The organism is Streptomyces sp. NPDC111606, from assembly GCF_055656945.1.
Map to the genome: position 1 here is coordinate 36,150 of NZ_JBVKBY010000013.1, position 14,586 is coordinate 50,735.

Here is a 14,586-nt window from a genome sequence, read left to right on the forward strand (position 1 = left end):
GCACCACGAACGCCCCTGCGCGCCAGCCGAGTTGGCGATGTTCACCCCTGCGGGTGATCGACGGGGGCGGTGGGGGTGGGTTCGGTTCTTTCCCCGGTTCTTTGGTCTTTGCGTCGGGAGCCGCCGGGTCACGCCCCTCCGCGATCCGGCGTCACTTCAGCCCACACGGTCTTGCAGTTGGCCAGAGCCTCATCGACGCCCCAACGGTCCGCGTACGCCGCCACGATCAGCAGCCCTCGTCCCGACTCCCTCTCGCCACCCGCCGCGTCCCGGACCTGCGGGATCCGGTCACCCCGGGCGTCGGTCACCTCGATACGGAGAGTGCCGTCGGTGCTCAGCTTCAGCCTGAGCCGGAAGTCCCGTCCGGGGACGCGGCCGTGGAGTACGGCGTTCGACGCCAGCTCGGCCACGACGTGCACCGCCCCCTCGAACGGCACGCCCCAGTCGTCCAGTTGGCGCTCGGTGAGCAGGCGCGCGAGTCGAGCACCTCTTCGAGTAGCGGACAGCTGAACCGTGAAGTGGTGCGTGGGGCAGGTGACTTGGGCGAGGGATTTCTGGCTCATGTCACCCAGCGTGGCGAGCCGACTCCTACGCTGAACAGTCATGACCTCGGTACGCAGCGTGACTGTACGGATGGGCGACGGGGTCGTACGGCTCGTACGCCGGGAGGGGAAGACGTGGAGGACGAGGAGGCCGAGGCCGTTCTCAGGACGGTCGGACGGCAGATCAGGATGTGGCGCGAGGCCGCCGGGATGACCCAGGCCGAACTGGGCGCCGCCATCGGGTACGGCGAGGAGATGGTCTCGTCGGTGGAACGGGGCCGACGGATTCCCAAGCCGGACTTCCTGGACAAGGCCGATGAGGTGCTCGGGGCGGGCGGAAAGCTCTCGGCGATGAAGGACGACGTGGAGAGGGCCCGGTATCCGAAGAAGGTTCGGGATCTGGCCAAGCTGGAGGACGAGGCGGTGGAGTTGGGCGCCTACGCCAACCACAACATGCACGGCCTGCTCCAGACCCCTGAGTACGCAAGGGCGTTGTTCGCCATGCGCCGACCCGCGCTCTCGGAGGAGGAGATCGACCGCCAAGTCGCCGCCCGCATGGCGCGGCAGCGCGTCTTCGAGCGGATGCCCGCCCCGCTGCTCACTTTTGTCCAGGAAGAGGTGACGCTGCGGCGGCCCGTCGGGGGCAGAATGGTGCTCCGGCAGCAGCTCGAACACCTGTTGGAGATCAGTGCGTTGAGGCACGTCGCGATTCAGGTGATGCCCACGGACCGTGAGGACCACGCAGGAATGGGCGGGCCGATCAGGCTGCTAAAGCTCCAGGACGGCAAGACCTTGGGGCACTCCGAGGCACAGCTGCACAGTCGCGTGATCAGCGATCCCCGGGAGGTCCAGACCCTGGATATGCGCTATGGAATGATCCGGGCGCAGGCTCTGACGCCACGTGAATCGCTGGCCTTCATCGAGAAAGTCCTGGGAGAAGAAACATGACCTCCACCCTGGAGTGGTTCAAGAGCAGCTACAGCAGCAACGACGGCCCCGATTGCGTCGAGGTCGCCATATCCCCCGCCAACGCCGGCGTCCACGTCCGCGACTCAAAGGACAAGGACGGCGCACGGCTCGCATTCGAAGCGAGTTCCTGGGCGGAGTTCATCGACGGCATGAGCACGATGCCGTGACCGACGAGTCGCAGGCACTGCGTGCCGCCGCCGTCTTCGACGCACTGGGGCCCGCATACGAGAGGGCGTTCGCGGGCTCGGAGACGCACCGGGCGTCGTTGGCGTGGCTGGTCGGGCGGCTCGAACCGGGCAGCCAGGTACTGGACGTCGGGAGCGGGACCGGGCGCCCCACGGCCGAGACGCTCGCCGCGGCGGGCCATGGCGTGCTGGGGGTCGACGTGTCTCCGGTCATGGTGGACCTCGCCGCCCGGCAGGTGCCCGACGCCACCTTCCGGCACGCCGACATCCATGAAGTCCCGCTTCGGGATTGTGCGTTCGACGCAGTCTGCGTGTACTTCTCTCTGCTGCAGATGTCCCGCGCCATGCAGGAGGCTCTCGTGACTCGGCTGGCACGGGCGCTGCGAGCCGGCGGCAGCATGGTGCTGGCGACCGTGCCGGCGGACGTGGAGGACGTCGAAGTCGTCTTCATGGGGCAGAACGTGCGGGCGACCAGCTTCGCGGCCGAGGACTTCACCGACATGGTCGCCGCGGCGGGACTGAGAGTGCTGTCCACCGAGGACGTGCTGTTCACGCCTGACCATCCCGGTGCCGAGCCCGAGCCTCATCTGTTCCTTCGCTGCGTTCGGGAGTAGCCGGTTCGGCCGCCAGCTGACGGAGCACGGCGGCCCGTTGATCCGCCGCCCAGGTGTACGACGGGTTGGCTGCCAGCACCCGGTCCAGATCGGCGAGCGCCTCCTCGTGGCGGCCCAGGTTGGCCAGCGAGGCGCCTCGGCTCGCGCGGGCGGAGTTGTAGTCGGGTTCCCGGGCGAGCGCGTGGTCGTAGTCGGCGAGGGCGTCGTCGTCACGGCCGGCGGCGCGCAGGGCGTCACCGCGCTCGCAGCGGGCCCAGGCCCAGTCGGGGTCCACCGCCACGGCCCGGTCGAGGTCGGCCAGCTGTCGCGCCTGGTCGCCGAGGGCTCGGTGCACCCGGGCCCGGCGCATCAGGGCCCACGAGTAGTCCGGCTTCAGCGAAACGGCCCCGTCGAGGTCCGTCAGCGCCTCGTCGAGACCCTCCCGACTGAGCCGGGTGGCGCCGCGGGAGGCCAGGGCGAAGGCGTCGGCGGGGTTCAGTTCGAGGGCCCGGTCCAGGTCGCTGAGGGCCTCGTCGTGGCGCCCCAGCACACGGTGGTACTCCCCGCGCAGGGCAAGGCTGCGAGGGTCGTCGGGGACCAGTTCGAGGGCCCGGTTCAGGAGGGCGACGGCCGCGCGCCGGTCGCCGGCGAGGTCCTGGGCGATGGCGCGGGCGCGGTAGGCACGGGCCGCCATGACGGGGGCCAGCGCGACCCGCCAGCCGGCCTCGGCCGACGCGTCCTGCACGGGGGTACCGGGCGAGGTCATGGCGTGCGGCACCGCTTGGACACGCCGATCCTGCGGTACGGCCTGCCACGGCAGGGCTCCCTGCACCGGCGCCTGAGGGCCCTCACCCTGCGACTCGGCCTGCGGCACCTCAGTGCGCTGCCCCGGTGGCTCGACCCCCGACACCTGGGGGCCCTGACCCTGCACCCCGGCCTGCGACACCTGGGGACCCTGCCCCTGCGGCTCGGCCTGCGCCCCCTCACCCCGCTCCCCCGGCGGCTCGGCCCGCCACGGGTTGGCGCCCTGGTCCTCGGATGCGTGCTGTTGCGTCTCACGGGACTGGGCCTCGGCCGAACTGCCCGGCCGGGTGGCTGCCGTGTTGGCCGAGGTGGCGCGCCTCCTGGCCAGCCGATCCCATGCGGAGCCCCCGGTTCCGGGCCCTGCGGCCCCTGGCGGGGATGCCGCGGTGCCCCGCCCGGCAGCCCCCGCGCCACTCCCCCCGTAAACCCCGGCACCACCCCACCCGGCGGCCCCCGCAACCGGCCCGGTGGCAGCCGCAGCCGCCATGCCGTACCCCGTCCCGACCGCCCCCGCCCCCGCGGGCACCGGCGTCCGATCGAATCCCGTCGCACGCAGGACCAGTTCGAGGGCCGCGGGCGTCCCGCCGTTGCCGAGGGCGGTCGCGAGCCGTCTGCCCCACTGGGACACCGCCCGGGTCTCGGCGTCCGATCCGGCCTCCACCAGCACCCGAGCCCACCGCTCGGCGACGGACTCTCCCTGCTCGCAGGCATCGACGACATCGCCGAGGACGCTCGTCAACGCCGCCCGCTCACCGGCGCACAGCAAGTGGTACAGCTCCGCCAGCCGAAGCTCCCGCCACGCCTCGTCCGCCCACAGCTCCTCGGCGTCCCGTCCGGCTTCCGCCTCGGCCCGCCATTCCCGGAACACGGCGGCGAGCGCCTGCTGCCGGGCCGCCCAGGTGCGGGGCGCCTCCTGCCGCTGCAACCGCAGCATCGGCGCCCGTACGACGTCGTGGTACCGGACCCGGCCGCCCCGCTCGCTGACGAACGGCAGGCCACGCAACCACGCGTACAGGCCGTCCAGTTCGGGATCGGAGTCGCCCACGACCGCCCGGAACACATCAGCGTCCAGCCGCCGGGGCAGCGCGCAGGCCAGCGCGACCGACCGCTGCACCGCGTCCTCCGCCCGCTTCAGGAACCACTCGACGGCCGTGGCGCTGGGGTCCCGCACGTCGGCCGGATCGGTGGGGCGGCTCTCCGCGAGCGTCGACACGAGCACCGGCAGACCACCCGTCAGGCGCAGCACCTCCCCCACCACGGGCTCGGCCACCACTCCCCTGCCCGCGAGCAGGTCCCGCGTCTCCGCCTCCGTGAACGGCAGGAGCGGCACGTCGGTCATGAAGTCGCCGAAGCCGCCCCAGCGGGTGGCGTCGAAGGGGAGTTGGCCTGCCGTCACCACGACGACCGTGGCCGGGAGGGGGCCGTACAGGTCCGAGGTCATCACGGCGTGCAGCCACGCGTCGAGGAACCGGCCGGTGCGCTCGTAGGTGTCGAGGAACAGGACGATCCACGGCACGGCGGAGGCGGCCTGGGCGAGCTCCTCCAGCAGCACCGGAGTGAGCACGCTCTCGGGGGCGAGGACGAGCCGGGCGTCCTCGTGGGTGCGGAAGCGGGCACCGAGTCCGGAGCGCAAGCGGTCCGCGCCCTGGGCCAGTTGTGCGGCGTCGACCATCCCGGTGAAGGCGCCGACACCGGGCACCATGCCCAGTCCCACCAGGCCGGCCCGCGCCACCGCCATGCTGCCCGCCGAGGGCGCCGGCGGCTCGGACGGCGGCGCGGTGATCGCCGCCAGCTCCGCCTCGTGCCTGCGCTCCCGATGCGCGGCCAGCAGCCGGTCCAGGTCCTTCAACCGCCGCCCCTGCGCGACGAATTGCCGGCTCATCGCCTCCAGCGCCTCCGGCACGCTTCCCGCGCTCTCGTCCACGAACGCGGTCAAGGCGCCGCGCTCGCGGGCGACTTGCTCCAGTTCGCGGAGCAGGAAGGACTTGCCGACGCCCGCGTTTCCGTGCACGTGGAAGAGGAACCGGTGCCGCTCGTCCTCCGGCGGGATGTCCAAGTTGGCCCGGAAGGCCGCGCGTTCGGCACTGCGGCCCACGAATCCGGCACGACTGCGCCGGCCGATCAGCTCCTGCATCGACGGCCGCGCCTGTCCCACGCGTGGATCCTCCCGCTCGGCTGCCCTACGCCATCATTCTGGCTCAATGCCTATGGAGCACAGGGCCTCCACAGGGAAGATGACCATCATGTCAACGACACCCCCACGCACCGCACTCCATCTCGCGGCCACCCTCCTCACCGCGACCGTCGCTCTCTACACGGCCCTCGTCGCCTTCGGGAACATCACCGACTTCGGGACCAACCAGCAGTTCGTGCGGCACGTCCTGGCGATGGATACGACGTTCAAGGACGAGGACCTGATGTGGAGAGCCATCACCAGCAAGGGCCTTCAGGACGCGGCGTACGTCGCGATCATCGTCTGGGAGACCGTCGCCGCACTCGTCCTCATATACGGCACCTGGCTGTGGCTGCGCCGCGACGACCTGAGTGCCCGGCGCTTCTCCACCTACGGTCTGCTGATGCTGATGCTGCTGTTCGGCGGCGGTTTCATCGCCATCGGCGGGGAGTGGTTCTCGATGTGGCAGTCGGCGGACTGGAACGGGCTCGACGCGGCGACGCGGGTGTTCCTGCTGAGCGGGGTCGTGCTGCTGGTGGTCAACCTGGCGTCCGGCAAGGAGAAGTCCGCCGGCTGAGCGGCCGGCCACCGGCTGAGCGGGATCACCGCGGTTCGAGCGGGGCCGCCGCTACTTGACCACGACGACCGTCGTGCCCGTCTCCCCGAACGTCCACAACGCCGCCCCGTCCGCCGCGCGCATCCGGACCCCGCCGGTCTGTTTGCCCGCGGCGGGCGGGGGCGAGGAGCCGTCGACGGCGTTGGAGAAGGCTATGGAGATGCCGGACTTCGCGGCGAAGTAGATGATGTTCTCGATCTGCACACCGTCCGAGCCCGTGGTGGCCTCGTTGCGCGAGGACACCGTGTAGCTGCCGGGGTCCGGGTTCACGGTGCCCGGCCAGACGGTGAAGGTACGGCGGCTCGCGTCGCTCGCGTCGACCAGCCAGACCCGCTTCTCGGCGAGGGAGTAGACGACCCGGCGCCCGGTGCCCGAGCCGTCAGGTACGGCTGCGGGCGCGGCGGACTTCGTCGGGGCGGGACTGGCCCCCGCCGCCGCCGACGCGCTCGGGCGGGCCGCCGAGGCCGTCGGGTGCGGCCCCTTGTCGGCCTGCATGGCGAGGACGGTGACGGCGGCTATCGCGCCCACCGTCAGACCGGTCACCCAGACCTTGGGAGCAGGCACGGGCACGCATCTCCTCAGCTACGGAACCCCTCCAGCGGGGGTCGGATCATCGTACCGACCCCCGCGACACGGTCCTGTGCCGTCTCCGTCTCAGTCCAGCACGGGCAACAGCTCCGGCAGGTGCCCGTCCGAGGCCGCCGCCGCCCGCTGCCGTTCCTGCGACACCTCGCCGTACAGCGTGGTGCGGGGCCTGGCCGGGCGCCCGGCCGCATCGGCGACCGCCACCAGGTCGCGTACCGACTTGTACGAGCCGTAGGACGACCCCGCCATCCGCGAGATCGTCTCCTCCATCAACGTGCCGCCCAGGTCGTTCGCGCCCGAGCGGAGCATCTCCGCCGCGCCCTCGGTGCCCAGCTTCACCCAGCTGGTCTGGATGTTGGGGATCCACGGGTGGAGCAGGAGGCGGGCCATCGCCGTCACCGCCCGGTTGTCCCGCATCGTCGGGCCGGGCCTCGCGATCCCCGCCAGGTACACCGGCGCGTTGGTGTGGATGAACGGCAGCGTCACGAACTCCGTGAAGCCGCCCGTGCGCTGCTGGATGCCGGCCAGGGTGCGCAGGTGGCCGAGCCAGTGACGGGGCTGGTCGACGTGGCCGTACATCATCGTGGACGAGGACCGGATGCCGAGTTCGTGTGCCGTGGTGATCACCTCGATCCACGTCGCCGTCGGCAGCTTGCCCTTGGTCAGGATCCAGCGGACCTCGTCGTCGAGGATCTCGGCGGCGGTGCCGGGGACGGAGTCCAGCCCGGCTTCCTTGGCCGCCGTCAGCCACTCGCGGATGGACATGCCGGTGCGGGTGGCGCCGTTGACGACCTCCATGGGCGAGAAGGCGTGCACGTGCATGCCGGGGACCCGCTCCTTCACCGCCTTCGCGATGTCGAAGTACGCCGTCCCGGGCAGGTCCGGATGGATGCCGCCCTGCATGCAGACCTCCACCGCGCCCACCTCCCAGGCCTGCTGGGCGCGGTCGGCGACCTGGTCCAGGGAGAGGGTGTAGGCGTCCGCGTCCGTCCTGCGCTGGGCGAAGGCGCAGAAGCGGCAGCCCGTGTAGCAGACGTTGGTGAAGTTGATGTTCCGCGTGACGATGTACGTGACGTCGTCGCCGACCGCCGATTTACGGACGTCGTCGGCGACCTTGCACAACGCGTCCAGCGCCGGGCCGTCCGCGTGCAGCAGCGCCAGCGCCTCCTCGTCGGTCAGCCGGGTCGGGTCGTCGGCCGCGGTCGCCAGTGCCTGGCGTACGTCCGTGTCGATGCGCTCCGGCGCCATCCCGGGCGCCGCCGCCTCGCGCAGGGCACCCCAGTCGCCGTACACCTCGTCGAAGTCGTCGCGGCGGTCGGACGTACGGCCCTCGGTGTCGATCGTGGAGTGCAGATCCGTACGGCCGGAGGCGACGAAGACCTCCTCCGGCTCCTGCCACGGGTGCCCCTCGACCACGGCGTCCGCACGGGCCAGGCCCGTCTCCGGGTCGGCGAGTGCCCGTACGTGCGGGCGCAGTCGCGGGTCCAGCCAGGGCTCGCCGCGCTGGACGAACTCCGGGTAGACGCAGAGGCGTTCGCGCAGTTCGAAGCCGGCCGCCGCCGAGCGCTCGGCGAGCTCCTCGATCTGCGGCCAGGGGCGCTCGGGGTTGACGTGGTCGATCGTGAGCGGCGAGACGCCGCCCCAGTCGTCGATGCCGGCGTGGATGAGGCGCTCGTACTCGGAGTCCACCAGGTTGGGCGGGGCCTGGAGGCAGGCGCTCGGGCCCATGATGTGCCGGGCGACGGCGACCGTGGCGACCAGTTCGTCGAGTTCCGCGTCCGGCATGCCGCGCATCGCGGTGTCCGGCTTGGCGCGGAAGTTCTGGATGATCAGTTCCTGGATGCCGTGGTAGGCCCGGGAGACCTTCCGGAGCGCGAAGAGGGACTCGGCCCGCTCCTCGTACGACTCCCCGATCCCGATCAGGATCCCGGACGTGAAGGGGACGGAGGAACGGCCGGCGTCCTCCAGGACGCGCAGCCGGACGGCCGGCTCCTTGTCCGGGGAGCCGTGGTGCGGGCCGCCGGGCTCGGACCACAGGCGGGTCGCCGTCGTCTCCAGCATCATGCCCATGGACGGGGCGACCGGCTTCAGACGCTGGAAGTCGGTCCAGGTCATGACGCCCGGGTTGAGGTGCGGCAGCAGGCCGGTCTCCTCCAGGATGCGGATGGAGATGGCGCGGACGTAGGCGATGGTGTCGTCGTAGCCGTGCGCGTCGAGCCATTCGCGCGCCTCGGGCCAGCGGTCCTCGGGCTTGTCGCCGAGGGTGATGAGGGCTTCCTTGCAGCCGAGCGCGGCGCCCTTGCGGGCGATGTCGAGGACCTCGTCCGGCGACATGAACATCCCGTGCCCGGCGCGGCGCAGCTTGCCGGGGACGGTGACGAAGGTGCAGTAGTGGCACTTGTCCCGGCACAGCCGGGTGAGGGGGATGAAGACGCTCTTCGAGTACGTGATGACACCGGCCCGGCCCGCCGCCTCGAGGCCCGCGTCCCGCACCCGGCCGGCCGACGCGACGAGGTCGTCGAGGGCCTCGCCGCGGGCCTGGAGCAGTACGGCCGCCTCGGAGACGTCGAGGGCGACGCCGTCACGGGCGCGTTTGAGGGCGCGACGCATGGAGTTCTCGGTCGGGCCGGTGCCGCCGGGGCGGTCGGTGGGGCCGGTTCCGGAGGTCTCGGGTGTCGTCATCCTTCGAGCATACGGTCGGCTTGATCAGTGCCGGGAGGGCAGTCGGGCACGGATGCGCGATGGTCAGCCGAGGAAGGCCGCGCAGTCGTCCAGCACCCGCAGCACCTCCGCCTCTCCCGCCGGGGGCAGCTGCACGACGACCTCCTCGATGCCGAGTTCCGCGTAGTGCGCGAGCTTGCCGGGGGTGGGGAACACGGCGTACGGCACGACCTGGAGGGCGTTCGGGTCGCGGCCGGCGTCGGACCAGACCGCACGGAGCCGGGGTAGAGATTCGGACAGTCCGCGGCCACCGATCGGCAGCCACCCGTCGGCGTACTCGCTGATGTGCGCGAAGAGCTTCGGGCCGGCCGCTCCGCCGATGAGCGTGCGGGGGCCGTTGACCTTGGGGCCGCGCGGCTTCTGTACGGGTTTGGGGTACGCGAAGCTCGCCCGTACGGCGCCGAAATCACCCTCGTACGCGGTGGGTTCGTCCGCCCACAGAGCCCGCATCAGGGCCATCCGGTCCCGGACGAGGTCGCGGCGGGTGGCCCACGCGACGCCGTGGTCGGCGGCCTCCTCCACGTTCCAGCCGAAGCCCAGGCCGAGCGTGAACCGTCCGCCGGACAGGTGGTCCAGGGTCGCGATCTGCTTGGCCAGATCGATCGGGTCGTGCTGCGCGACCAGCGTGATGCCGGTGCCGAGGCCCAGCTGTTCGGTGACGGCGGCGGCCTGGCCGAGGGCGACGAAGGGGTCGAGGGTGCGGCCGTACTCGGGCGGCAGATCGCCGCCGGCCGGGTACGGGGTGGTCCGCTCGACGGGGATGTGGGTGTGCTCGGGCAGGTACAGCCCCGCGAACCCGCGCTGCTCCAGCTCACGCGCGAGCCGGGTCGGGGTGATGGTCTCGTCGGTGAGGAAGATCGTGACGGAGATGCGCATGACTGCATCTGTACCGTGCCGACGCTGCAATGTCGATACCGACCGGTCGGCACATATGGATCTCCGTACAGATCCCCCCTCGTGCGTCCCGCGGAGCCCGGACAGCTTCCGATTGTCTGCCGATTCCCTTCCCTTGCACGGCAGTTCACGGCTGAATACCAGAGTTGCACGCACCACCCTGCACCACCCATGCCAAGTCCTTCACGACGACCTGGGGAGCAGCAGCATGTGCGAGGACGAGTACGCGGGCGCCGGCCTGGGAAGACGCGCACTGTTCGTGACGGGCGCCGCCGCCGCGCTTACGTTGGGAAGCGTGACCTTCGCCAGCGGTGCCGACGACACCCAGGACGCCGAGACCCGTACCGTGCGGGGAACCCTGCCGCCCGGGTCCCCCGACTTCGTGTATCTGCCGGTCGAAGTGCCGTCCGGGGTACGGGAGATCAAGGTCTCCTACACCTATGAGAAGCCGTCCGTCCCGGCGGGCACCCCGGGCAACGCCCTCGACATCGGCATCTTCGACTGGCGCGGCACCGAGCTCGGCGGCCGTGGCTTCAGGGGCTGGTCGGGCGGGGCGCGCACGGAGTTCTTCATCCGGGCGGACGAGGCGACGCCGGGGTACATCCCGGGTCCGGTCCGGGAGGGCACCTGGCACATCGCCCTCGGCCCGTACACGGTGGCGCCGCAGGGGCTGCCGTACGAGGTCACCATCACGCTCACCTACGGCGAGCCCGCCGAGTCCGTCGAGCCGGCGTACCCGCCGGAGCGGGCGAAGGGGCGCGGGCGGGCCTGGTACCGGGGCGACTGCCATCTGCACTCCTGGTACTCCGACGGCCGCCGTACGCCCGCCGAGATCGCCGCCCTCGCGCGCGCGGCCGGCCTGGACTTCATCAACAGCTCGGAGCACAACACGCACTCGGCGCACGCGCACTGGGCCGACGCGGCGGGCGACGACCTCCTGATCATGCTCGGCGAGGAGGTCACGACCCGAAACGGCCACGTCGTGGCGCTCGGCATCGACCCCGGCACCTTCGTCGACTGGCGCTACCGCGCCCGGGACAACCGCTTCGGCAAGTTCGCCCGCCAGATCCGCAAGTCCGGCGGCCTCGTCGTCCCGGCCCACCCGCACGCCACCTGCGTCGGCTGCAACTGGAAGTTCGGCTTCGGCGAGGCGGACGCGATCGAGGTCTGGAACGGGCCGTGGACCCCGGACGACGAGATGGCCCTGGCGGACTGGGACAGCACGCTGGTCGCGTCCGTGCGCTCGGGTTCCGACGCATGGATCCCGGCGATGGGCAACAGCGACGCCCACCGCGACCCCGACCCGGTCGGCACGCCCCAGACGGTCGTGCTGGCCGACGATCTGACGCGGGAGGCGATCCAGGAGGGGATCAAGGCGGGGCGGTCGTACATCGCCGAGTCGAAGAACGTCTCGCTGACCTTCGGCGTGTCCGGCGGCAAGGGTGAGCACGCCGGCATCGGGGAGCGTCTGGAGGTCCCCCGCAGCACGCCGGTGACCGTCCGCTTGGAGGCCACGGGCGCCCCCCGCTGCACGGTCCGCTTCGTCACCGACCAGGGCGTCCTGTTCACCAGCCCCCCACTGCCGGTCTCGGGCTCGGGCGTCGTGGAATGGCGCACGACCCCCGCCTACGCGGCGTACGTACGGGCGGAACTGCGCCACGAGACAGCGGTGGGCCCCCTGCCGGGGGCACTGGCGGCGGTCACGAATCCGATCTTCCTGGGGCGTTCGTAGCGACCGGCGCTGCGCGGCACCGCCGACGTGGCACGACCGGAGGGGGGTGGCTTGCAGAGCCCGCCCCCGCCGACGCGCTCAGGTCAGTCCGGGCGGAGGACGTCCGTGATCAGTCGAACCAGACCACGAGTCGCACGTGCTCCGGGCCATGCAGCTCGGAAAGCGTCCTCATCACGTGCCAGACCGGGGCCCAGTGGGTTCCCTCCCCGGCGACGGCGCTTCGACTGAGCTTGCCGGAACGGTCGGTCTCGTCCCAGTCGGCGGCTGCCAACTCGACCCAGCTGATCCACGTCGTTCCCTGCGCGTCCTGTGGTCCACCCCAGGAGTCGTACGCTTCCCGCAGTCCGTCCGAGACGTCCTCCGGCAGGCCACGGTCCTCGGTCAGCGGCTGGAACCCGAAGGAGTTGCGGACGCCGAACAGGCAGGCAAGGGCGTCATAGGCATTGCCGGTGTTGAGGAGGATGAGGTCAATGGCGGCGTGCCAGACCGCGTCCTCGTCGTCCTCGTCAAAGATCCGGGCCAGAGGTCTGCACTCAATCATTCCGCTCACGTCGGTGGACATGCCGGCAGTCTGCCGAGCGCGGAGCCCGCTCGTCGCCCGGATATCGATGCATCAGGGCGTCGTCGAGGCCTCCAGGTCGGCGACCACCGCCGCATGGTCGGATGGCCAGATGCCGTCGACCGGGCCGTCGCACGCGCGGTGTACGGAGCGGACGTGGCCGAGTCCGCCGGTGCCCGGCGGCCCGACGTGGATGTAGTCGATGCGCGCGCTCGGCTCCCGGCTGTCGGCGACGTATGGGTTCGAGCGGTCCCAGGTGGCGGAGGGGGCGTCCGGGGTGGCGTACTGCCAGGCGTCGAAGAAGACCTGGCGGGGGATGACCGGCGTGGTCCGGTAGCCGCCGAAGAGGCGGATCTCGTCGGAGTCCGGCCAGGCGTTGAAGTCGCCGGTGACCACCGTCGGAAAGGGCGTGTCACCCCGGTTCTCGGCGACGAACTCGGCGACCGCGGCGACCTGCCGGCAGCGCACGGCCGAGGCGTGCAGGGCCGAGGTGAGGTGGGTGGTGCAGAAAGGGATGTCGTACGAGGGGGTGGCGAGGCGGGTGAAGAGGGCGAGGCGGCCGTCGTCGACGTCCGGGGGCGCCGGCAGCCGAAGGGTCCGCCGGTCGACGACCGGCCAGCGGCTCAACACGGCGTTCCCGATGTCGACCGTGGGGTCGCCGATCCGCCGGCGCCAGCGCTCGGGGGCGGGGGACGGGGCCCAGGCCCAGTGCAGGCCGAGTTCGGCGGCCAGCCACTCGGCCTGGTTCTCGCGGTCGTCCGCCCACACCTCCTGCAGGCCGACCACGTCGGGGCGCAGATCGCGCAGTTCGGCGAGAATCGCCTTCTGCCGGGCCTCCCAGGGCCCGAAGCGCCACCACAGGTTCCAGGTCACCACCCGCATGGGCCACCGTCTCTCATAGAGGAACCGTTCGAGGCTCCACCGTTCGTTCGACCCTCCATGAGGGACATTGAAGAGCATCAGCACCGCTTCGAGTCAGGAGAACGGCACACCATGTCCAGCCCCGCAGAGACCAAATACCGGAATGTCAGGGCCTTCCAGCGGCGGCTCAACGCCGTGATGCGCCGCCTGCCGACCCAGACCCTGCTGGAGACCACGGGCCGCACCTCCGGCGTGCCCCGCCGCACCCCGGTCGGCGGACGCCGGGTCGGGGAGTCGTTCTGGCTGGTGTCGGAGTTCGGGGAGCGGTCGCAGTACGTGCGCAACATCAAGGCCGACGCGCGGGTACGGGTGCGGATCAAGGGGCGGTGGCACACGGGCACGGCGCATCTGCTGCCCGACGACGACCCGATCGCCCGCCTGCGCGGCCTGCCCCGCGTCAACAGCGCCGGGGTGCGGGCGTTCGGGGCGGATCTGCTGACGATCCGGGTGGACCTCACCGGCTGACGCGTACGGCGCCGGTCAGGCCGACGCCCGTTCGCACAGCTCCGTCACCAGCCGTACGACGTCCCGCGGCGCCCGCAGCGTGGGGAAGTGGTCGCAGTCCGGGTGCCGGACCAGCCGGCAGCCGGGGATCCGGGCGGCCATCGCCTCGTTGCAGCGGATCACCTCGGGCTGGTCCCGCTCTCCGAGCAGGAGCGTGCAGGGCAGGTCGAGTTCGCCCAGCCGGTCGAAGGCCCGCCCGCCCTCGGTCTCGTGGCCGTAGGTCGTGAACCACGCGGGAATCGCCGCCCGCAGCAGGGGCTCGGCCTCGGTGTCGGGGTCGGCGCCCGCCGCGCCCCAGATCCGCAGTGCGAGGGCGACCAGGCCGTCCATGTCACGGGCGGTGGCCAGCCGGCCGATCTCGTCGGTCACCTCCGGCACCTCCAGGCCCTCGTAGCCGTTGACGCCGGGCACCAGCAGACCCAGCGCCGCCACCCGGCCGGGGTCGCTCAGGGCCAGGTCGATGGCCGTCCTGGCGCCCATGCTGGAGCCGACCAGGACCACCCGGGGCAGTTCGAAGTGGTCCAGGACGATCCTGAGGTCGTCGAGCTGGGTGTAGGAGCCGGTGGGCGCCGGCGACCGCCCGAAGCCGCGGGCGTCGTACCGGATCACCCGGAGACGTCCGGCCGCCAGGCCGGGCAGTACGGGCTCCCACATCAGGGAATCGCCGACCCCCGAGTGCAGCAGCACCAGGGGCGGTCCGGCCACGGCCCCGCCGTCCGCGCCCGCGTCGTCCACCCAGACCTCGCCGCCCTTGACCTGCACCATGTGTCCCATGCGGAAGACTCTGC

General features: G+C 71.7%; 14 protein-coding genes. 6 read left to right on the forward strand and 8 right to left on the reverse strand.

The annotated features are described in order from the left end of the window. Positions 1 to 128: 128 nt before the first annotated feature. A complete protein-coding gene (locus ACZ7M7_RS36540; protein ID WP_472124604.1) occupies positions 129 to 563 on the reverse strand; it encodes an ATP-binding protein in 435 nt (144 codons plus the stop codon). A 114-nt stretch (positions 564 to 677) separates the two neighbouring features. On the opposite strand from ACZ7M7_RS36540, the gene ACZ7M7_RS36545 reads away from it, so the two are divergent. Genes ACZ7M7_RS36545 through ACZ7M7_RS36555 form a run of 3 tightly spaced genes read left to right on the forward strand, consistent with a single transcriptional unit; the run spans position 678 to position 2,310 of the window. Beyond that, the gene (locus ACZ7M7_RS36545; protein ID WP_383606539.1) at positions 678 to 1,490 is read left to right on the forward strand and encodes a helix-turn-helix domain-containing protein; all 813 of its coding nucleotides are present in this window, start codon (positions 678 to 680) and stop codon (positions 1,488 to 1,490) included. After that, positions 1,487 to 1,678, forward strand: coding sequence for a DUF397 domain-containing protein (locus ACZ7M7_RS36550; RefSeq protein WP_472124607.1), 192 nt, complete (start codon positions 1,487 to 1,489; stop codon positions 1,676 to 1,678). The genes ACZ7M7_RS36545 and ACZ7M7_RS36550 overlap by 4 nt, the downstream gene beginning before the upstream one ends. Beyond that, a complete protein-coding gene (locus ACZ7M7_RS36555) occupies positions 1,675 to 2,310 on the forward strand; it encodes a class I SAM-dependent methyltransferase (RefSeq protein WP_472124610.1) in 636 nt (211 codons plus the stop codon). Before ACZ7M7_RS36550 ends, ACZ7M7_RS36555 begins: the two co-directional genes overlap by 4 nt. Here ACZ7M7_RS36555 and ACZ7M7_RS36560 read toward each other — a convergent pair. Beyond that, positions 2,246 to 5,227 carry a tetratricopeptide repeat protein gene (locus ACZ7M7_RS36560; RefSeq protein WP_472125065.1) on the reverse strand — a complete coding sequence of 994 codons (2,982 nt, stop codon included), beginning with the start codon at positions 5,225 to 5,227 and terminating at the stop codon, positions 2,246 to 2,248. The genes ACZ7M7_RS36555 and ACZ7M7_RS36560 overlap by 65 nt on opposite strands. A 109-nt stretch (positions 5,228 to 5,336) precedes the next feature. Here ACZ7M7_RS36560 and ACZ7M7_RS36565 point away from each other — a divergent pair, with 109 nt between their 5' ends. Further along, positions 5,337 to 5,843, forward strand: coding sequence for a DUF2165 domain-containing protein (locus ACZ7M7_RS36565; RefSeq protein WP_472124613.1), 507 nt, complete (start codon positions 5,337 to 5,339; stop codon positions 5,841 to 5,843). A 51-nt stretch (positions 5,844 to 5,894) separates the two neighbouring features. On the opposite strand, the gene ACZ7M7_RS36570 is transcribed toward ACZ7M7_RS36565, so the two are convergent. The 3 genes from ACZ7M7_RS36570 to ACZ7M7_RS36580 form a co-directional block, all read right to left on the reverse strand. After that, complete coding sequence (locus ACZ7M7_RS36570) at positions 5,895 to 6,446, reverse strand: hypothetical protein (protein ID WP_451167272.1); 552 nt, start codon at positions 6,444 to 6,446, stop codon at positions 5,895 to 5,897. A 90-nt stretch (positions 6,447 to 6,536) separates the two neighbouring features. Then, positions 6,537 to 9,149, reverse strand: a complete 2,613-nt coding sequence (locus ACZ7M7_RS36575) for a bifunctional FO biosynthesis protein CofGH (protein WP_383606554.1) — start codon at positions 9,147 to 9,149, stop codon at positions 6,537 to 6,539. A gap of 63 nt (positions 9,150 to 9,212) precedes the next feature. Continuing rightward, positions 9,213 to 10,064: an LLM class F420-dependent oxidoreductase gene (locus ACZ7M7_RS36580; RefSeq protein WP_383606557.1), complete on the reverse strand. Its 852-nt coding sequence runs from the start codon at positions 10,062 to 10,064 to the stop codon at positions 9,213 to 9,215. A gap of 226 nt (positions 10,065 to 10,290) precedes the next feature. Here ACZ7M7_RS36580 and ACZ7M7_RS36585 point away from each other — a divergent pair, with 226 nt between their 5' ends. Then, positions 10,291 to 11,814: a CehA/McbA family metallohydrolase gene (locus ACZ7M7_RS36585; RefSeq protein ID WP_472124616.1), complete on the forward strand. Its 1,524-nt coding sequence runs from the start codon at positions 10,291 to 10,293 to the stop codon at positions 11,812 to 11,814. A 109-nt stretch (positions 11,815 to 11,923) separates the two neighbouring features. Here ACZ7M7_RS36585 and ACZ7M7_RS36590 read toward each other — a convergent pair whose 3' ends face one another. After that, complete coding sequence (locus ACZ7M7_RS36590; RefSeq protein ID WP_472124619.1) at positions 11,924 to 12,376, reverse strand: hypothetical protein; 453 nt, start codon at positions 12,374 to 12,376, stop codon at positions 11,924 to 11,926. Positions 12,377 to 12,427: 51 nt separating this feature from the next. Continuing rightward, positions 12,428 to 13,255 (reverse strand): endonuclease/exonuclease/phosphatase family protein, encoded by an 828-nt coding sequence (locus tag ACZ7M7_RS36595; protein WP_472124622.1) that lies wholly within the window; start codon positions 13,253 to 13,255, stop codon positions 12,428 to 12,430. 111 nt (positions 13,256 to 13,366) lie between these two features. Between ACZ7M7_RS36595 and ACZ7M7_RS36600 the strand changes: the two genes are divergently transcribed. Next, positions 13,367 to 13,759, forward strand: coding sequence for a nitroreductase/quinone reductase family protein (locus ACZ7M7_RS36600; RefSeq protein WP_472124625.1), 393 nt, complete (start codon positions 13,367 to 13,369; stop codon positions 13,757 to 13,759). A gap of 15 nt (positions 13,760 to 13,774) precedes the next feature. Here ACZ7M7_RS36600 and ACZ7M7_RS36605 read toward each other — a convergent pair whose 3' ends face one another. Further along, positions 13,775 to 14,572, reverse strand: a complete 798-nt coding sequence (locus ACZ7M7_RS36605) for an alpha/beta fold hydrolase (RefSeq protein ID WP_472124628.1) — start codon at positions 14,570 to 14,572, stop codon at positions 13,775 to 13,777. Positions 14,573 to 14,586: the final 14 nt, after the last annotated feature.